The 19,075-nt window shown below is 67.1% G+C and carries 12 protein-coding genes; 7 read left to right on the top strand and 5 right to left on the bottom strand.

Annotated features, from left to right (window positions below):
* Nucleotides 1–52: 52 nt before the first annotated feature.
* Nucleotides 53–1,399, bottom strand: coding sequence for a type 1 periplasmic-binding domain-containing protein (locus AC1DXI_RS10910; RefSeq protein ID WP_476938611.1), 1,347 nt, complete (start codon nucleotides 1,397–1,399; stop codon nucleotides 53–55).
* The gene (locus tag AC1DXI_RS10905) at nucleotides 1,396–4,254 is read right to left on the bottom strand and encodes a hypothetical protein (protein ID WP_476938610.1); all 2,859 of its coding nucleotides are present in this window, start codon (nucleotides 4,252–4,254) and stop codon (nucleotides 1,396–1,398) included. Before AC1DXI_RS10905 ends, AC1DXI_RS10910 begins: the two co-directional genes overlap by 4 nt.
* A 230-nt stretch (nucleotides 4,255–4,484) precedes the next feature.
* Between AC1DXI_RS10905 and AC1DXI_RS10900 the strand changes: the two genes are divergently transcribed.
* From AC1DXI_RS10900 to AC1DXI_RS10870, 7 genes are all read left to right on the top strand, one after another.
* Nucleotides 4,485–4,766, top strand: coding sequence for a hypothetical protein (locus AC1DXI_RS10900; RefSeq protein ID WP_018775865.1), 282 nt, complete (start codon nucleotides 4,485–4,487; stop codon nucleotides 4,764–4,766).
* 128 nt (nucleotides 4,767–4,894) lie between these two features.
* Nucleotides 4,895–10,627, top strand: coding sequence for a DUF6531 domain-containing protein (locus AC1DXI_RS10895; RefSeq protein ID WP_476938609.1), 5,733 nt, complete (start codon nucleotides 4,895–4,897; stop codon nucleotides 10,625–10,627).
* Between the two features lie 8 nt (nucleotides 10,628–10,635).
* Nucleotides 10,636–11,049, top strand: coding sequence for a hypothetical protein (locus AC1DXI_RS10890; protein WP_476938608.1), 414 nt, complete (start codon nucleotides 10,636–10,638; stop codon nucleotides 11,047–11,049).
* A 609-nt stretch (nucleotides 11,050–11,658) separates the two neighbouring features.
* Nucleotides 11,659–11,925 (top strand): hypothetical protein, encoded by a 267-nt coding sequence (locus AC1DXI_RS10885; RefSeq protein ID WP_476938607.1) that lies wholly within the window; start codon nucleotides 11,659–11,661, stop codon nucleotides 11,923–11,925.
* Nucleotides 11,926–12,103: 178 nt separating this feature from the next.
* Entirely contained in the window at nucleotides 12,104–12,646 is a 543-nt protein-coding gene (locus AC1DXI_RS10880) for a PadR family transcriptional regulator (protein ID WP_476938623.1), read from the top strand.
* A gap of 5 nt (nucleotides 12,647–12,651) precedes the next feature.
* Entirely contained in the window at nucleotides 12,652–14,364 is a 1,713-nt protein-coding gene (locus tag AC1DXI_RS10875; RefSeq protein ID WP_476938606.1) for an ABC1 kinase family protein, read from the top strand.
* A gap of 73 nt (nucleotides 14,365–14,437) precedes the next feature.
* Nucleotides 14,438–15,490 carry an alpha/beta hydrolase gene (locus tag AC1DXI_RS10870; protein WP_476938605.1) on the top strand — a complete coding sequence of 351 codons (1,053 nt, stop codon included), beginning with the start codon at nucleotides 14,438–14,440 and terminating at the stop codon, nucleotides 15,488–15,490.
* A 73-nt stretch (nucleotides 15,491–15,563) separates the two neighbouring features.
* Here the strand turns inward: AC1DXI_RS10870 and AC1DXI_RS10865 are convergent, their stop codons facing one another.
* From AC1DXI_RS10865 to AC1DXI_RS10855, 3 genes are read right to left on the bottom strand one after another with little or no spacing between them, the layout of a single operon-like run.
* Complete coding sequence (locus AC1DXI_RS10865) at nucleotides 15,564–17,417, bottom strand: gamma-glutamyltransferase family protein (protein WP_476938622.1); 1,854 nt, start codon at nucleotides 17,415–17,417, stop codon at nucleotides 15,564–15,566.
* 16 nt (nucleotides 17,418–17,433) lie between these two features.
* Nucleotides 17,434–17,562 carry an MFS transporter small subunit gene (locus AC1DXI_RS10860; RefSeq protein ID WP_269210556.1) on the bottom strand — a complete coding sequence of 43 codons (129 nt, stop codon included), beginning with the start codon at nucleotides 17,560–17,562 and terminating at the stop codon, nucleotides 17,434–17,436.
* A 1-nt stretch (nucleotide 17,563) separates the two neighbouring features.
* Nucleotides 17,564–18,958 carry an OFA family MFS transporter gene (locus tag AC1DXI_RS10855; protein ID WP_476938604.1) on the bottom strand — a complete coding sequence of 465 codons (1,395 nt, stop codon included), beginning with the start codon at nucleotides 18,956–18,958 and terminating at the stop codon, nucleotides 17,564–17,566.
* Nucleotides 18,959–19,075 lie beyond the last annotated feature (117 nt).

Genomic DNA, 19,075 nt, shown 5'->3' with positions numbered 1-19,075 from the left:
TCCTTCAGTGGTGGATGGTGCCCGCCCGCTCAGGGGCGAGCCGGGGGGGTGGTCAGGGGTTTGCCGGCGCCGGCACCCAGACGAGCCGCGGAGCGGCCTCGTCCGGCGGGCGCAGGCCCAGGTCCTGAGGGGAAGCGTAGACCGGGATTGCCTCCGCGGTCAGCGCCGCGGAGCGCGAGAAATCCAGCTCCGGCCCGGCGAGGCCGTCACCAGGGCCGAACGACATGGCGCGCAACGCCGCGCCGACTTTGGACGGCTCGCCGCTTCCAGCCGACGCGGCCGCCCGTACGAGAGCGACGACGGCGTCGTGGCTGCGTGCGTCCGCCGCCCATGCGTCAGCGGAAAACGCGGCATCGCCCGTCAGGTTCCTGACCTTCGGGTCGCCGGACGCCAGGCGCACGGCGGACAGGAATGCGGACATCCCGCGCCCCTGGGCGTCCTGCTGGAGCGCTGTGGCATCACCTCCGGCCGGGGCAACGCTGACCAGCTGCCCGGAGGCGGCGCCGTCGAGTTCGGCGAGCGTGGAGGCGAAGGCCGGGGCGGTGGCGCCGTCCGGTATGACGACGGGGACGGACACGTCGCGGGACTGTAGGGCCTGAACCAACCGGGCCAGCCGCTGCGGGGTGGCGGCCGAGACGACCACGGCGTCCGCGGGCTCGGCGACCCTCGTGGACTCGGCGCCTGCGGGGGCGTCTTCGGCAGGCGGGCGCAGCTGGGCGCCTGTTTGGATGGCGGCCTCCTGTGCCAGGCCCGTCACGTCGTCGAAGCCGTCGAGGTTCAGCGTCTGCGAGATCCCGACCGAGGCAGGGACCTCGCCGCCGTCCCCGACGAGCAGCACCCTGTTCTTGCCGTTCAGCGCGGTGCGAAGCCCGGCCGCGACGGATGCGCCCGATGGCCCCGTGGTCCAGGTAGCCTGCGCGGGGTCCGACGGTTCGGCGTAGGGCAGAATCACCGGGAGGCCGAGCTCCTCGGCGGTCTTGGCCGCGGCCCGGGCCTGCGCCCCCGCGGTCGCCACGATGACACCCGACGCCCCCTGCTCGGCGAGCGCGCGGACGGCGGCGCGCGCGCCGTCCTCCGTGCCGCGGTCGTTTTGGGCCGAGAGGGCGACGGCGGCGCCGCCCTGGGCGAAGCGCTGTGCGGCGACGATTGCGCCCTGTGCTGCGCGGTTGTACTCGGAGCCGGGCTCGCCGGACTGGCCCAGCGTGAGGACGACGCCGATGGAGAAGTCCTTCGGCAGGCCCTCGGCTTTCAGCGCAACGGGAACCGTCGCGGCTACCGGATCGGGCCGTGAAGCCTCCTTGGGACGGCTCAGCGCCAGGGTCGTCAGGGCGATCGCAGCCGCCAGGACGACAGTGATGCCGGCGACGATCAGGGTCGTGAGCCTGGTCTGGGAGCTCATGCGGCGCCGCCGATCTTCAGTGTGTACAGGGTCTGCGACGTGGCGCCGGCCGGCACCTCGAGGTGGAACGGTGGCAGTTCGTCGACCGCGGTGAGTGAGGCCTTGAACTGTGCCTGGCGCAGCAGCAGCCCCGCCACGTCCCTGGATCGGATGTTGGCATAGCCCTCAGCGTTCTGTGATGCCAGTGCCAGCTGATAGTCAGCGGTGTCGGCCTTGGCGGCGCTTGTGGCCATGGAGCCGAGCAGGCCGGATCCGTTCACCGAGCGGTCACCCAGGTCGAGCATCACCTTGTTCAGGCTTGAGGACAGGAGGGCGCTGGCGCCCTCAACGTCGCGGGTTGAGCCGGATGTGCTGGAGGCGATGTTCGCGAGCGAGGACTGCGTGCTCTTGTCCAGGGACGCGGCCAGTGCGTCGCTCTGATCCAGCAGTTCATCCCGCTGCTTGTTCACCGTGCCCTCGGCGTCGTTCACCACCTCGTCCGACGTGGACTTCAAGCCAGAGATGGAGCGGTTGAACGCCGTGGTTACAGCTTCGGAGCCCGCGTCGCCGATCTCGGCAACCTGGCGCACTTGCTCGTCCACGGTCTTGTAGACCTCGGCGGCGGTCTCGGCCGAGACCTCGCGGAGGGACTGCTTGATCTTGTCGCCGAGCCCGTCCTGTTGCTCCTTCAGCTTCGCGAGCGTCGAGCCGACCCGGCCGGAGGAGTCGATCGCCTCGCCGAGCGCGGCGTCCAGGGCAACAAGTTCGCGCTTGTTGCTGTTGATGTCTCCCGTGGCGGCGCCGTCGAGGGCCTTCGTGGCTTTGTTGATCGCGTCCAGCTTGGCGTCGATGTCGTCGATCGTCGTCGCCAAAGTGGTGAACGCCTGGCCGATCTCCTCGTCCGGGGCGGTGGTGTCGGTGGCCGCCAGGACCGCGTCCCAGGCGGCCGCCTGGGCCTCCATCCGATCGTCCAGCGGGTCCTTGAACCCCAGCGGCGGGCGCAGGTCCTGCGCCGGGTTTCCGTTTTCATCCGTGGGCTCGCACGGTGCGGACGTCAAGTAGGAACGCAGCCGCTCCGCTTGTTCGGCGGACAACCGGCCCTCGCGGGGCAAGCCGCCGTCGGCCATCTTGCACAGCTCGTCGGCGAGCCGCTGGGTTTGCTGCGTCATTGATCCTTTTAGCAGCGAGCGGTCACCCACCTCGCCCCGGGCGTCCTGTGCAGTCTTCTTGATGTCGCCCAGCTTCTGCCGCAGGCCGTCGATGCTGCCGCGGACCGCAGCGGCCGCGTCCCGGGTCGCGGCGACGGAGGCCCGGGCGGACTTGATCGCCTCATCCACGTTTGCAAGGGCAGTCTTGTAGTCTTCGGTGGTCTCGGCGCCGTCGAGGACCGCAGCGAAATCGGCGCGCACCTTCTCCAGCGTGACGGCGGCGGCCTCCTGATCCTTGATCGCGCCCTCGACCATCTGCGGCTGCAGGTCCGCCACGAGCTCGTCGCCCTTCTTCACCAGGCCCAGCAACGCGCCGGTGACGGTCACGGCAGAGCCGTAGAGGGAGCATGTCATCGAGCCCTGCTCCGCGCATTCCTCCGCGGTAGGGTCCTCGGGGCCCATGGTGGCCTTGATGGCACCCGCCACGATATCCCGGCAGCCCGCGCTCACCTTCGCGTAGGCGTCGAGCTGCGAGGCCATGGTCTGGATGCTGGAGTAGACCGTGGCCGCCTTCCCCGATTTGGGCACCTCCGCGGTGCAGCCGTCACCGTTGATGGGAGCCGTCGCGGGCACGGCCGAAGTGTCGCCCAGCATCGCGTCCACGGCGGCGACGGTTACCTTCAGCTGGGACGCAGTCGTGGACTGCGTTGACTTCGTCGCGGTCTCCAGGTCGGCGCCGAGAGTCTTCAACTGTTCCTTCAGGTCCACCATGGTCGCGGCCAGGGCCTGGGAGTTATCGCGCAGCTCGCCCGCGGTCTTCGCGCCCAGGGTCTGCGAGGTCACCTGCAGGTTCCGCCGAACCTCGGTGATGGTGGATCCGGCCTTGGTCAACACGGTGTTGACGTCCGAGACCAGCGAGATGGTGCGGCGTTGCAGCCCCATCTCGGAGCCCGTGCCGGAGGAGAACGCGCCGGCGAGCACGCCGTCCGCGCTGAGGTCGGTGTTGAGGCCAGGCTGGACCGCCACGTCGAAAGCAGGGACCTGAAAGTCCCTGACATCGGCAACGAGGCGCAGCGTGGTGCTCGCCCCGGAACGCGGCGGGGCAAGCACGGTGGCCCACTGCACCACGGTGGCTCCGTCCTCGGTGCTGCTCAGGACACCGTTGGTGCCGGTTCCGCCGTCCGCTGAGCCGGCGGTGACGTCGTCGGCCCGTACCCCGGTGAGCTTCGTTGAGGCGGCGATAGTCAGCGGGGCGCCTACCAGGGCGGTGTCGGAGCGGGTTTGGCCCGCGGCATCGTACTCGATGACCCGCGGCTTGACCGTGAGGTTCTCCAGTGTCAGGTCGATCTCGACCGGCCCGGTGTGGCCTTGAAGCTCGGTGAGGTCCGAGCCGGACTTCTCGCCAGCCCGGTACTGCAGGCTCACTCGCACCGGCAGTTCGCCCACGGCCTGCGCGGCGTCGTACTTCGTGTCCGCTGCGGAGGAGTCGCCGGCCGCGGACACGGAGATGGTGGTGCCTTCGATCGTCTCCACCCCGGCGGCCGGGGACATGCCCACGCGCACGCTCTGCAGGAGCTTGACCGGATTGGGCACCGACTCCGGCGCGGGGGCCGGGCCGCACGACGTCGTCGCGATCAGCCCCAGGGCCGCAAGGAATACGCCCAGCGCCCGGCCCGGCGCGATGCGGCGCCCCGGCGTGTGCTGGTGCGTGTTAGTCCGTCTGGGCATGATCGTCCCCTCTTCCGTTCATGGTGCCTTCAGCATGATACGGGGTTTGGCTCACGAATGGACTAATCGCGGCTTGCACGTGTCATGCGTGTGACCTGGGTTGTCATGTCCGCCCCCCTAGTTTTTCTTTTTGTTGGATTTATTGGCTGGTGTTGGTAGCGTCGGCACCGTCCGGTCGCCGGCGGTGCTGTGTCCGGCGGAGAAGCGGTTGTCTCTTGGGAGGAATTTCTATGTCGCGTGTGTTGTCTACTGAGCAAGCCAAGGCTGCCATTGGGCAGGTGCAGTCGATCATTAACGGTGGTTTCACGGATCAGATCTCGGCGCTGGATGCGCAGGGAAGGGTTTTGTCGGATCCGAACGTTTGGGATGGTCCTTTGGCTGCGCAGTTCCGTGGTTCGACCTGGCCGGAGACGAAGGCTGCTTTGGATAAGGCCCGGGAGGAGCTGGAGCAGTTGCGGGGGCAGTTGCAGAAGATCTCGCAGGACATCTTCTCCGCCGGCGGCGGCGCCTGAGTCTGTATTTGCTTGCGTGAAGGCCGGGTGACCGCGCCGCTCTGGTGAGTGGTGCGGTCACCCGGCCGATGCACGGTTTGGTGGTTTGTCTTTCTGTTCCGGTTCTTGTTCTGTGGGGGGCTTTGGTTGTGACCGAGTTCGTTGAGATGCCGCTGTTGCCGGCTTCGGATGCTTCTGATGGTGGGCGGTTCAGTTACGCCGTGGCCGGGTCGGTGATGTCGGCGTTCGAGTCGGCGGCGTCAAGGCTTGAGGAGCAGTCGGGCTCGCGGGCATCGCACGTCGCCTCGGCGAAGGAAGACTTCAAGGGGCACTTCTCGGAGGTTTTCGAGGCCAACGCTGCCACGGCGAGGAATGATGCGAACGCGTTGGTGTCGGCGTTGCGGACGGTGGCCGGCTACGTAGGGCAAATGATCGACGCCGGGCATGAGGAGGACGCCCGGCGCGAGAGGAACAACGAGTGGGTCCGGCGGCACAATGACCGGAATCTGCTCGAGCAGGCCGGTGATTTTTTGTTCGGTGAGGAAGAACGGCCGAACGCGGCACCGGGGACCGCTCCGACATTCGCCCCGGCCGATGCCAGGACGGGATCGCGGAATACCCCGGCACCCGGCGGCGGGTACGGGGGCGGGACGTCCTCGGCGCGTCCGGCTCTTCTGCGGTCCTTCGCGGCGAACTCCCGCGGCCTGGATGACGGATTGTCGTCGGCTCCCGGCACCCTGGAAGATCACATTGCCTCGTTCGGGTCCAGTTGCTACTGGGGATCGCTTGATGCTTCAGGGGTGCTCGCTGCTTACCGGGAGTATTTGAGGGCCAACGAGAACGACGCGAAGTGGGCGGTAACGGTCGCGGACGCGTTTGCGGCCGCCGGGGGCGAGGGAAACATCTCAACTCTCTCGGACGCGGCCCTGAATGAGGCGTTGGCAGCGGCAGGCGTGAGCGCGAACCGGTCCGGGCTGGTGATCGATCCGCCGACGGCGGCGGGCGCGATGCCCACCAGCGGGTACGCGAATGATCCTGTGAACACCGCGACGGGAAACTTCATCGAGCCAGAGTCGGATCTAGGGTTCGCCGGGGTTTCCTCGAATCTGTTCTTATCCCGGATGTACAACTCGCTGGCGTCGGGTTTGGAGATGCCCGGGGTGTTCGGTCCGGGGTGGGCCTCAGTTCTGGATCAGTACCTCGCGGTCTCGGATGAGGGCTGCCGGTGGGTGATGGCCGACGGCCGGGCGGTCGATTTCCCCCGCGAGGGAGCCGGCTGGGGTCGCGGCGTGGGCGAGAATTACTGGCTCACCCGCGAGCCCGCAACAGCAGCTGACTTGGCGGAGCTGGGCACCCTTCCGGAGGGCACGTCCGAGGCCCTGGTGGTCCGGGACAACCAGGGTGCCTGGTGGGCTTACAGCCTCGCCGGCCTGTGGCTCGGCGCCGGGTCCGGTCCCGGCCAGACGGTGTCCGCCCTCCGGGAAAGGCCGGTCGACGGCGCAGACGCCGGCAGTGCCGGACTGGTGACCCGGCTGGCGCATGTGCGCGGCCGGTTCCTCGACGTCGACTACGCGGACGGGCTCGTTGCCGTAGTGAGGGCCTCGGACGGGCGCCGGGTCGAGTACGCGTACGACGCCGCTGGCAGGCTGACGCGTGTCGCTACCGAACTGGGGGCGCGCACATACCGGTGGAATGAGCAGGGCCTGATCGATGCCGTGGTCTCGGCCGCGGGTGTTCTCGAGGCGGAGAACACCTACGACGAACACGGCAGGGTGGTCCTGCAGGTCACGCAGCATGGGCGCCGGACCAGGTTTGCGTATCTGCCGGGCCGGGTCACGGTCGTTTCGGATGAGGACGGTACCCGGTCAAACTCGTGGATCGCCGACGCGAAGGGCCGCCTTGTCGGCGTGCTCGATTCCCACGACCAGCGGCAGTCCATGGCCTACGACGGCCACGGAAACCTGGTCTCCTTCACGGAGCGCGACGGGACCGTCACCGTGCACGCCTACGACGGGCGGGGCCGGAAGATCCGGACCGTTACCCCGGAAGGCGCGGACCTCACCTACGGCTGGGATGAGCAGGACCGCATCACCACCCTGGTGACGGAGTCCGGGTCTGTCGTCTCGTATGAGTATGCCGACGAGGTGTCGCGGGACCCCTCGGTGATCCTGGACCCGCTGGGCGGGCGCACCGAGCTAGAGTGGCAGAACGGGCAGCTGGCCCGGGTGGTGGACCCGGCCGGGGTGGCGGTCGACTTTGAGTACGACGAGTTCGGGGACCTGGTCGCGACCCGGAATGCTGTAGGGGACGTCGCTCGGATCGTCCGTGACCATGCAGGCCGCCCGGTTGCGGCGCTCAGCCCGTCCGGGGCGGAGACCCAGTTCAGCTATGACGCTGCGGGCGTTCTGGTGCGGCGTGAAGACCCGGACGGCGCGGTCTGGACCTTCGAGCACGACCACGCGGGGCGGACGACGGCGTTCGTCGCCCCGGACGGCGGGCGGACCGAACTCGAATACGCCGCCAACGGTGAATTGGTCCGGACAATCGATCCATTGGGCCGGGCCATTGAGCGGGTGTTCGATGAGCTGGGCAACGTCACCGGCGCGGTACTGCCCGACGGCGCCCGCTGGGGCTTTGTCCATGACACGCTGTCCCGGCTGGTCGGGATCACGGACCCCGCTGGTCACGATTGGGTGCGGGAGTACGACAAGATCGGCGCCCTGACCGCCGTCGTCGACCCCACCGGGGTCCGCGCAGACGCGATCGCGGACCGCAAGGCCGGGACGGCGACCCTGACGGATGCGTTCGCGTCCTCAACGTTCAGCTTCGATGAGTACGGGCGCCCCATCAGGGTTGAGGCTGGGGACGGCTCCGCGGAGCTGGTCTCCTATGACGCCGCGGGCAATCCGGTGGAGCTCGTCGACGGCGAAGGCGGCCTGACGGTCCTGGGTCGGGACGTGGCCGGCAAGATCACCTCGATCACCTCCCCTACCGGCGCGGTCACCCGGTACGAGTACGACGTGTGCGGGCGGCCCTGGAAAACCACGGACCCCCTCGGCGCGGTCACGGAACTGGCCTACGACGCGGACCAGCGGGTCATCGCCCGGACGCTGCCCACGGGTGAGGTGGAGACGTTCGGGTACGACCCGTGCGGGCGGCTCCTGTCCCGCCGCTCCCCCGGCCAGGGCGTGTCCCGGTACGGCTACGATAAGGCCGGGCGGCTGACCTTCTCCCAGGACTCCTGGTATGGCACCCGCCGGTTCAAATACAACACCGCCGGGGAGCTGACCGAGACCGTCAACGGCGTCGGCGGACGGACCCTGTTCGAGTACGACGTCCGCGGGCGCCTGGTCCGCGTCACCGATCCCCTGGGAGGGGTGACCACCCACACCTACACGGCCACGGACTTGGTCGATTCCGTCACCGACGCGCTTGGGCGAGTGACCACTGCCTCCTACGATCCCGCCGGGCGGCAACTGTCCCAGACCGATCCGGACGGGCACACCACCACCTGGACCTACGATTCGGCCGGCCGGGAATCCTCCACCTCGGTCGACGGAAAGCTGCTGGCCGCCGTCGAGCGTGACTTGATCCGCCGCCGCGTGATTATTACCGATTACACGGGCGCGGACGGCCTGGTGGTGGAGCACGAGCTGGCGTTTGACCGGCGCGGGCAGCTGACCTCCCGCACCCGTGGCAGCCGGGGAATGTCCTGGGAGTACGACGCCGACGGGAACCGCACCGGATTCACCGACGTGCACGGAACCACCACCACGTACGTCCGGGACGCCGCGGGCCGGGTGACCGCCGTCAGCAACCCCCGGCTCGGGGAGGCCGTGTTCACCCGCGACGCCTCGGGCCGTATCACCTCCGCCACCGCCGGGGATCTGGTCCAGGAATGGGCCTACCGCTACGGGAACCTGTCCGAGCACAGCCGCACGGACCGCGCCGATCCTCTCTCGGCCGATGCCACACTGATCGGGCGGGACGGGGACGGCCGGATCACGGCCCTGACCCGCGCCGGTGCCGTGACCCGGTACGGGTATGACGGGGCCGGGCAGATGGTCTCGGCCGCCACTACCCGGAATGGAGACGCGGAGGCTTCCGCTCCGGCTGCGGTGCCGGCTTTGGTTTCGGAGTGGGTGTACGACGCCGGCGGGCGCCTTATCCGGGAATCCGCACCGGGCGGGTCCCGGACCTATGAGTACGACGCCGCGGGGCAGCTCCTTGCCGTCACGGATGCTGACGGCACTAGGACGGAGTACGTCCACGACGGCCTGGGCCGCCGCACCCGGCTGATCCGCCCGGATGGGTCCTGGACCGAGTATGCGTGGGGTCAGAGCGGCCAGCTGAAGAACGTTGCCGACCGCACTTCCGACGGCATGGAAACCTCCCGGCATGAGCTGTGGGTGGACGCCCTGGGCGAGCTGGCTGCCATCGATGGTTCGGAGCTGTGGTGGGACACCGCCAACCCGATCCCCACCCTCGCCGGCATCGGCGGTGAACAGGTCCTTTCGTTGCCAGGTGGTGTCACCGGTATCGCGGACGCCTGGATAACGCCGGGCTGGCGCGCCGCCCGGCCCACCGACCAGACCGATCCCTGGGCCGTCATCGGCGCGCCGGTGGCCGCCACACCGGAACCCGGCGTCGCGGGTCTGAGTTCGGTGTCCGGGCCGGGTTCGGTGTCCGGGCTTGCCGGTGTGCTGCCTGCGGGGATCACCCTGACGGGTAACGGTGGCGTGGATGTTGCGGGTCTGGAATGGCTTGGTGCCAGGGCGTACGACCCGGCCACCCGCGGCTTCCTCTCCACCGATCCCCTCTCCCCCGTCCTCGGTGCGGGATGGGACGGCAACCCCTACGCCTACGCAGGCAACAATCCCCTGAACACCACCGACCCCACCGGACTGCGCCCGCTCACCGATGACGAGCTGAAGGCCTACGACGGCTCCACCCGAGGAGCGTTCGCCGCGGCAGGGAACTGGATCAACGAAAACAAGGAATATATCGCGGCCGCCGTATTAGTCGCCGCCGGCGTTGCGCTGATGTGCACCGGGGTGGGTGGCCCGGTGGGGCTCGTCCTCCTCGGTGCAGCATCCGGGGCATTGGTCAGTGCAGGTGCGTCAATTGGGATGCAGAAGGCCACGACTGGAACAGTGGACTGGGGACACGTCGGCCGCGATGCCCTTATTGGTGGCGCGGCTGGTGCTGTTGGCGGCGGTGCGGCCCTCGCGGCTAAGGCACTAACTGCGTCGGCGCCGGTCGGTAGGGTGGCGACCGCATTTGGTGCCAGTAGGGTCGGTACCGCAGTGTCGAGCGCCAGTTCAAGAATCGGATCCTCCGTGACCTCGGGAATTTCCCGCGTCAGTTCGGGGGCCGGGAGCTATGTGTCGGGGTTGCCGGGCCAGCAGATGGTCAGGTCTGCAGTCACCAATGGAATATCCGGGGGTGCAGGCAACACCGGAATGTACTTTGTGACGAATCCCCAGAAAGACTGGTCAGCAAGGGGTGCCATCGGTGCACTTGCCAACGGCGTCGTCAGCGGGGCCTTGGGGTCCCAAGGCGGTCATCTCACCGGTTCTCTGACGAGTTCAGCGTCGAAAGCAGTCCAAGTCGTCGTAGGCGGAGGAGGATCTCTGGCTGGCGGCTCTGTTGATAGTTTGATCAGTGGGGATTCCTATCAATTCACCGAAATGGTATTCGATGCCTCTGCGGGTTCGCTTACTTCACGCTTTCCGGGGGCTTCCGACCTGAACCCGAACCCTGGCTGGATGACCCATTCGTTCGCTGCCTACGGTGGCGCCCACGTTGGAGCTATTGTTGAAAGCGTGAAAAGTGTAAGCGGAGAACTTATAAATCAAGGAACTGGAGCTAAGCCGTGGTGAGTAATGGAATGAGTTCCGGCACTGGCAAAGATGAGCCGCAGGTTGCACTCAGCGCCGAAGACCTCCTCTTGGGCAGAAAAGCCGCCAAGTATATAAATGTTCTTTGTGCGGTTGGCATTGCAGCTTGTATCGGCATTGCTCTATTCGTTTTCGCAAATGTTCCATGGGACACCCGGATGCCTTACGACGGAAAATACAATAGAGCTGGCACAGGGATTCCCATGCAGATTGCCATGCTTCCTATTGCAATTGTAATTATAGGTCTATGGCGGTCGGCGCGAAAAGCTGATTCACACGAAATGAACAAAGCATCTCGTGCGGTGTCATATACTCTCGGAACAGCCATCGTTCTGGGCGGGATTCTGGGGCAGTGGGCCATGGGGCAATCAATTCTGGTTTCTGGCGGGTATCTTCCCGGCTAGGGCGTGCCTCCCAATTGGTTCTCGTCTGCTTTGGCACGCTGGAAGCATGTCGTGTACTGCCGCCCTGACCGATGCCCAATGGGAGCGGATTGAATCCTTGATGCCCAGTTCCGACCGGAGCCGTATTGATACGCGACTGCCATTGACCTATCCCACGTGAAAGTCACTGATTCCTGGAGCCTCAAATGACCTCACGCTGATCGATGCCCTCGGAGAGGAGCGAAGACTGGACAGACATAAATTGTCGGAGTTCCAGTTCGCAAGGGGCTGTTCGTTCGGGGAGACCACATGTACGAAGTGATGACAACTCCGGGTGCATCCCGCGTCGTACCAGCGCAGCAATTGGCAGAGGCTATCGGCTTGGACCCCCACGGCCCCTGGAACGACTTGCAGGAGTGTCAGCGGACTGCGGATCGCCTCTTCAGGGAGGGTAGGAACGAGGATTGGGTTGAGTACTCAACGGCAGTCGTCGTGCCGGGTGAGTCGCTGGGGAAGGCTGAGTGATGCTCCGAGGACAAAACGCCGGCCGCCGCACTCAACGCTGGTGATTTGCACGTAGCAAAATCTCCAGATCGACCTTGGCAACCAATTCTGAAGTAGGAAAAGCATATGACCAAGACTTTGCCGATTCACGTCAGGGCAACAAAGGTCACCAGAAAGCATCATTCCCTGATATTTGGTAAGACATATTTCTCTTACGACGTCCGATTCCGGGATGGCAAAGTTCAACGGGACGTGAATCTCGATGCGGTACTACAAGGCGCCCGTTACCCAGCTGATTTCCATCCGGTAAAAGAAGGTGCGCAAGCAGTGGCCGGCGATGGGGCCCCGGGCGAGTGGGTGGACTATCCGTATGGGCGGCCGCTTCGTGCCTGAAGATGGGTCGAGGATCGGTGATGCCTCGGCATACCGGACCCCAAAGCCAACCCTCCCTAGCTGCAAGGGCCTGTTTTAGGCCCTTGAGCGGATCACTGTCCCTCTTGGTTTCGCAAATTTACGCGTGTATCGTTGACTATCGTTGTATATCGTTCACGATCGTCCAGAGGAGAGCATGATGCGCAGTTCTTACCCGGCAGGCGGATTTCGCGGCAACAATGTCGACGGCATGTGGCAGGCCGTAGAGGAGTTGCGTTCGAGGTTCGAGAAGCGCTCGGGTTCCCGGGCGGGGCGTGGCGAGGTGCGCTCGGCTGTGCTGGCACTGCTCGCCGAGCGGCCGATGCACGGCTATCAGATTATTCGTGAAATCGAGGAGCGCAGCGGCGGCACCTGGAAGCCCAGCGCTGGCTCCGTCTATCCAACCCTCCAGCTGCTGGCCGACGAGGGCCTTATCCGTGCTGAGGAATCCAACGGCCGCAAGATTTATTCCCTGACGGACGCGGGCCGCGAGGAGATGGCGGGTGCCGGTACGTCAGCGCCCTGGGAATCGACTGGTCCGGCGTCGGGCTCGGGGTTCGCGGCGCTGCCCAAGGCGGGCGTCGAACTCGCGCAAGCCGCCTCCCAAGTGGGACGCACCGGGACGCCGGAGCAGGTGCACGAAGCCGTGGCGGTGCTTGATGACGCGCGCCGCCGGATATACGCGATCCTCGCCCAGGGCTGACCGGGGTGACGTCGGTTCGCCAGGACCGGGCAGCTCCGGTTCCCGGCGCCCGGGGCTACCGGGCCCGTTACCGCCGAATCCTGCGCTTCGCCGCATGGCATCTCGCGGTTACCTGGTGGTTCGAGCTGTTCCTCCCCCGCATCGGGCTGGTAAGGATTGCCGAACGCACCAGGGCGAAGAGGATGCGGCGCTTCGCACAGCGCTTCCATGCACTGGCGGTGGACCTCGGCGGCCTCATGATCAAAGTCGGACAGTTCCTGTCCTCCAGGCTCGACGTGCTGCCGCCCGAGATCACCAAGGAACTTGAGGGGCTGCAGGACGAGGTGCCTCCGGTTTCGTTCTCCGCGATCCGAGCCCTCGCCGAAGCTGAGCTGGGCGCGCCACTGGAGCAGTTGTTCGCCTCGGTCGAGGAGACACCGATCGCAGCAGCATCCCTCGGGCAGGCGCACCGGGCGAGGCTTGGTCCGGCCGACGCCGCCGACACCGGGCTCGACCGCGTGGTGCTGAAGGTACAGCGGCCGGGCATCGAGGCCATTGTCGACGTCGACCTGGCGGCACTGCGCAAAGTGGGCGGCTGGCTCAGCCACGTGCGCCTGGTGTCCGATCGTGCCGACATGCCCGCCCTGGTCGAGGAGTTTGCGCAGACCAGTCTTGAGGAGATCGACTACCTGAATGAGGCGGCGAATTCGGGGCGGTTCGCTGCCGATTTCGCCGACGACGGCCGGGTGGAGGTGCCCGACGTCGTCTGGGAACGGAGCACCCGCCGCGTGCTCACCCTCGAAGACGTCACGGCGATCAAGATCACGGACTCGGAGGCACTGCTGGCGGCGGGCATCGATCCGGCCCAGGTCGCCCCTGTATTTGCCTCGGTCATGTTCGACCAGATTTTTACGAGCGGCTTTTTTCATGCCGATCCGCACCCGGGGAACATCTTTGTCACGCCGGATACTGATCCATCCACGGAGCGCCCATGGAAGCTGACATTCATCGACTTCGGCATGATGGGCGAAGTTCCGGCGAGCACACGCAGCGGTCTGCGGAAGCTGCTCATCGCTGCCGCTTCGCGTGACGGCAAGGGGTTGATGACCGCGATCAGCGACGTGGGGGTGTTGGTGCCCTCGGCCGACACGGTAGAGCTTGAGCGGGCGATGACACACCTCTTTGCCCGCTTTGGCGGAATGGGCTTCGCCGAGCTTCGCGAGGTCGACCCCCGGGAATTCCGTGATTTCGCGGTGGAGTTCGGTGACGTGGTCCGCTCGTTGCCGTTCCAGATGCCGGAGAACTTCCTGCTCATTATCCGGGCAATGTCACTTACGTCGGGTGTGTGCAGCTCGCTGGACGCCCGGTTCAATCTGTGGGACTCGGTCGAACCCTATGCGGCGCAGCTGCTGCGCGACGAGCGCGGCAACATCGTGCAGGATGTTGCCCAGCAGGCGCTCGATGCCGCCGGGATGGCGCTGGGTCTGCCGAAACGTCTGGACGGGCTGCTAACCCGGCTTGAGGACGGTTCACTGTCGGTGGCAAATCCGCGCCTCGAGCGGCAGCTGGGACGGCTTGACCGCACGGCGCAGCGATCGGCATCGGCGCTGATCTTCGGCGCCCTGCTGGTTTCCGGCTCCGTGGTCCGCGCAGATGACATGGTGCTCAGCAATGTCCTGATGATCGCGTCGGTGCTTCCGCTGCTGCAGGGGCTGTGGGTGGGGCGCAGCGGCCTCTGATCGAGCCGGTGACGGGGTTTTCCCGCGCCCGGACACCACAGGGTTCCGCTGCCTGGGGGGGTATCATCAAGCCGTGAAGGAAGGCCCGCCTTTTCGTCCTGCGAACCCCACCGAAACCCCCGGCCCCGTCCCCACAGGGCCCAACCCCACTTCCTGGAAGTCCTCGATCCTGAACTGGAGCGGCGCTCTCGCGGCGGCCGCCCTGATAGTGGTCCCCCTCTGGATGCTGCTCACCAACCCGGCCGTCCTCGGCGGCCACCCCGCCCTGCCGGCTCTCCTGGTGGCCGCCGTCGCATTGGGGATCTTTTGGGCGCCGCTTCTGGTCAGACGCTGGTTGTTCGGCGGCAAACAGGAGCGAAGCGGTGATATTTCCACCTGGCAGTTGGTCCGCGGGATCGCAGGCAGGCTCACGGTCCTCGGTTTGGTGGCGGCGCTGATGTGGCTCAGCCCGTTCCCCCACCAACCCGACCGCGAGAAGACGGTCCCGGCCAATGGATCCAGCGCGACGGCGCCAGCCGGGTCAAGGGTTGCAGAAGACGCCACTTCGATCACCCTTGCCCCGGCGGGTACAGCCACCACGGGTCTCGTCTTCTACCCCGGCGCCAAGGTAGACGCGCACGCCTATCAGGACCTGTTGCAGCCGCTCGCGGCCGCGGGTCATCTAGTCGTCATCCTGAAAGTACCCCTTGGCGTCTCCCTCTTGGACACCAACCAGGCCCGCGCAGCCATGGACCGGCATCCCGAAGTCGCTTCCTGGGCCGTCGGTGGTCATTCATTGGGCGGCGTGAGTGCATCATCCTTCGCGGCGTCGAATCATGACGTCGTCGGGCTGCTGCTCTTTGCTTCGTACCCCGCAGGGACCATGACGGACGCGCAGGGCCTCTCGGTGCTCTCCATCTCCGGCTCAAACGACGGCCTGAGCACCCCGGACAAGATCGCGGCGTCGAGGTCCCTGCTCCCGCCAACCACCACCTACGCAACGGTTGTGGGCGGCGTGCACGCGTTCTTCGGTGACTACGGTGAGCAGCCCGGGGACGGCGACGCGGGCATCAGCCGCAACGAGGCGCAGCAGCAGATCGTCGCCGAGTCGCTCCGCTTCATGGACCGGCTCAAGGCTTCCGGCTGACAGAAGAAGCAAAACCACGGCCCCTCCGAAGCCGCACGCATTCACCCCACCCGCCAGGTGAGCGCCGCAACTGCTACCGGCCCGCCGCGTACCCCTGCGCACCACGCGGATTCGCGGCAGCCTGCAGGACCCCGGTCTCAGGATCCCGCACGACGGCGGACAATCGCCCCAGCGCCCAGTCACCGGCCCGGCTGACCACATGCCCGCGCCGCTCCAGACCTTCGATGACGTCCTCCCCAAGCCGGTCCTCGACGACGGCGCCGCCGGGCTCCCAGGTGCGCGGCCAGAAGGACCCGGGCATCGACGTCGTATGGAAGGTCGGCGCGTCGATGGCCTGCTGCGGCGAGTACCCGCCCACGATGGTCCGCAACAGGTACGGCAGCTGCCACTGGTCCTGCTGGTCGCCGCCGGGCGAACCCAGCGCGGCCACGGCGTGGCCGTCCCGCAGCACGAGAGTCGGCGTCAGCGTGGTGCGCGGGCGTTTGCCGGGCGTCAGCGTGGACGGCGTCCCGGGCTCCAGCCAGGTCATCTGCAGCCGCGTCCCCAGGCAGAAGCCCAGCTCCGGGATCGCCGGGGAGGATTGCAGCCAGCCGCCGGACGGAGTCGCGGAGACCATGTTGCCCCAGCGGTCCACGACGTCGATATGGCACGTATCGCCGCGGGTCTCCCCCGTCGGCGCCACGGTGGGCTCGCCGACGCCGAGGCCGGCCGCGGAGGCCGCGGACGCATCCCCTGCGAGCGCCGGCGGCGTGTAGTCGGTACGCAGTGGTGGCCGGAACGGCTCCCGCCCGGGCACAGTGCCGGGCCGGAACTCGTGGGACGCCCGCTCCGTGATCAAGGCCCGGCGGCCGGCGCAATAGTCCTCCGACAAGAGGTAGTCCAGCGGCACGTCCGTGTCGCCGTAGTACGCCTCACGGTCCGCGAGCGCGAGCTTCTGCGCCTCCAGGATGGTGTGCGCCCCTAGCTCGGTGGACGGATCAAGGAACCGGTCCTCGAACCCGGACAGGATGGCCAGGGTCTGCAGCAGCGCCGGCCCCTGGCCCCACGGCCCGGTCTTGGCGATCGCGTGGCCCCGGAACTCGACGGTGGCGGCGGGCTCATACCCGGCTTCGAATCCGGCCAGATCGTCCAGGGCGAGCACTCCGCGGTGGTCCGTGCCCGAGGAATGCCGGTGCGGGGACTGAACCGAATCCGCCATGGCGCGGGCCACGAACCCCTCCCGCCACTCGCGGCGGGCCGCATCAATTCCCGCCTCGCGGGTGGATTCCTTAACTCCGGCCTGCACGAGCCGTTCCAGGGTGCGGGCATAGGCCGGGTTCCACACCAGCTCACCCTCAACCGGGATTCGGCCACCCGGCATCCACAGCTCAGCCGACGTGGGCCAATGCGCCTGGAACAGCGCGGACACGGCCGCGATGGTGGTTCCGACCCGGCCGAGCATCGGGTGCCCGTCCCGGGCGTAGCCGATCGCGAAGTCCAGCACCGCGTCCAGCTCCCACGTCCCGTGGTCACGCAGCAGCAGGAGCCAGGCGTCGACGGCGGCAGGCACCGCGGCGGCCAAGGCACCCGAGCCTGGAACGAGGTCCAGGCCTTCTGCAACGTAGTGCTCCACCGTGGCCCCGGCCGGCGCCGGGCCCTGCCCCATTAGGACTATGGGCTGCTCCGGCCGGTCCGCGGTGACGAAGATCCCGGTCATGTCTCCGCCGGGCCCGTTGAGGTGCGGCTCCACCACATGGAGCACGAACGCTCCCGCCACCGCGGCGTCGAAGGCGTTCCCGCCGCGCTCCAACACGGCCTGGGCCGCCGCCGTCGACAGCCAGTGCGTGGACGCGCTCATCCCGAAGGTGCCTTGCAGCGTGGGGCGGGTGGTGAACGCCTCCGGGCGTGTGAACGGCACACTCACTGCGTTAGGACGACCACCGAACATTTCTGTCACCACGGTGTCAGCCAAACAGGGCCGCCACGCGGGTGAGGGTCTCATAGACGCCATAGGCGAGCGGCACGCCGACAAGCGCCCAGGCGATGACCAACTTCCCGGTGGACGGTGTCACCGGTGTCTGTGCACTACTCATTTCAGCCCTCCAAGGCAGGTTCTTCGGACCGGACGCGGCCAGGACGTGGTTCGTGGAATCGTGCGTCCACCGGCGAGACCAATAGGTTCGCCACGAAGCCGATCACCAGCAGCCCCACCATGGTCAGCAAGGCGGGCTGGTAGGACGCGGCGTTGAGCGCTCCGGGCTTGCCCTGCGCGTCCAGGAAAGCGTTGACGATCAGCGGCCCGGCGACGCCCGCCGCGGACCAGGCCGTCAGGAGCCGGCCGTGGATGGCGCCGACCTGGAAAGTGCCGAAGAGGTCGCGCAGGTAGGCGGGGGCCGTGGCGAACCCGCCGCCGTAGAAGGAGATGATGACGAACGCGAGGGCCACATAGAGGACAGTCGACGTCGAGCCGGTCAGCGCCAGCACGGTGTAGAGCAGCGCACCGACGCCGAGGTAGACCATGTAGATGCGCTTGCGGCCGGTGACATCGGAGGTGGCGGACCAGGCAAAGCGGCCCGACATGTTGCCGATCGAGAGCAACCCCACGAAGCCGGCGGCCACCGCGGCGCTGGCCAGGGACGTGCCGTCGGGCTGGCGGAAGAAGTCCTGGATCATCGGGGCGGCCTGTTCAAGGATGCCGATCCCCGCCGTGACATTGCAGAACAGGGCGATCCAGACGAGCCAGAACTGCCTGGTCTTGACCGCGTTCCGGGCCGAGACGTTCTCCGTGGTGACCAGCGAGGCGGCCTTGACCTTTGCGGGGTCGAAACCTGCCGGTTTCCATCCCTCGGCCGGGACTTTGATGGTGAACGCGCCGAACATCATGTAGGCCAGATAGACGACGGCGAGGGTCAGGAAGAGCTTGCCCACCGACTCGCCACTGGCCACCCAGCCCTTGGCCCCGGAGTTGGGATCGTACATCTTCAGCAGGGCCGTGGAGACCGGGCTGGCGATCAGCGCGCCACCGCCGAACCCCATGATCGCCATGCCTGTGGCCAGTCCGGGCCGGTCCGGGAACCATTTGATCAGGGTGGACACCGGGGAGATGTAACCGATCCCCAGGCCGATGCCGCCGACGACGCCGTAGCCGAGGTAGACGAGCCAGAGCTGGTGGCTGAAGATGCCCAGGGAGCCGATCAGGAAGCCGCCGGCCCAGAACGCGGCGGAGGTGAACATCGCCTTGCGGGGCCCGTTCCTGTCCACCCAGGTGCCCATGATGGCGGCCGAGAGGCCCAGCATCACGATCGCAACTGAGAAGATCACGCCGATCTCGGTCAGGCTAGCGCCGAAGTGCTTCACCAGCGCGGTCTTGTAGACGCTCGTCGCGTAGGCCTGGCCGATGCACAGGTGCACCGCGAGGGCTGCCGGGGGTACGAGCCACCGGTTAAATCCGGGCGGGGCGATGGTTCGTTCGCGGTCCAGCCAACCCATAAGTACTCCCCTGCTCGTCAACGACATCGGTGTCCAGCACATTGCGGAAACGGCCCCCTGCCAGGGCCTCTGACCGAGCTTCCGGCAGAGGGCCGTTGCCTCCGGCAATCATGGTGC

This window comes from Arthrobacter sp. P1_H7 (assembly GCF_056405215.1).
Note: the sequence above shows the minus strand (reverse complement) of the source record. Positions and strands in the feature narration are given on the sequence as shown.

What these genes read in the sequence shown, in the direction of transcription:
- AC1DXI_RS10885 (WP_476938607.1), top strand. Translation starts at nt 11,659, where the DNA reads ATGACCAAGACTTTGCCGATTCACGTCAGGGCAACAAAGGTCACCAGA.
- AC1DXI_RS10855 (WP_476938604.1), bottom strand. Translation starts at nt 18,958, where the DNA reads ATGGGTTGGCTGGACCGCGAACGAACCATCGCCCCGCCCGGATTTAAC.
- AC1DXI_RS10890 (WP_476938608.1), top strand. Translation starts at nt 10,636, where the DNA reads ATGAGTTCCGGCACTGGCAAAGATGAGCCGCAGGTTGCACTCAGCGCC.
- AC1DXI_RS10865 (WP_476938622.1), bottom strand. Translation starts at nt 17,417, where the DNA reads ATGTTCGGTGGTCGTCCTAACGCAGTGAGTGTGCCGTTCACACGCCCG.
- AC1DXI_RS10880 (WP_476938623.1), top strand. Translation starts at nt 12,104, where the DNA reads ATGCGCAGTTCTTACCCGGCAGGCGGATTTCGCGGCAACAATGTCGAC.
- AC1DXI_RS10910 (WP_476938611.1), bottom strand. Translation starts at nt 1,399, where the DNA reads ATGAGCTCCCAGACCAGGCTCACGACCCTGATCGTCGCCGGCATCACT.
- AC1DXI_RS10860 (WP_269210556.1), bottom strand. Translation starts at nt 17,562, where the DNA reads ATGAGTAGTGCACAGACACCGGTGACACCGTCCACCGGGAAGTTGGTC.
- AC1DXI_RS10905 (WP_476938610.1), bottom strand. Translation starts at nt 4,254, where the DNA reads ATGCCCAGACGGACTAACACGCACCAGCACACGCCGGGGCGCCGCATC.
- AC1DXI_RS10900 (WP_018775865.1), top strand. Translation starts at nt 4,485, where the DNA reads ATGTCGCGTGTGTTGTCTACTGAGCAAGCCAAGGCTGCCATTGGGCAG.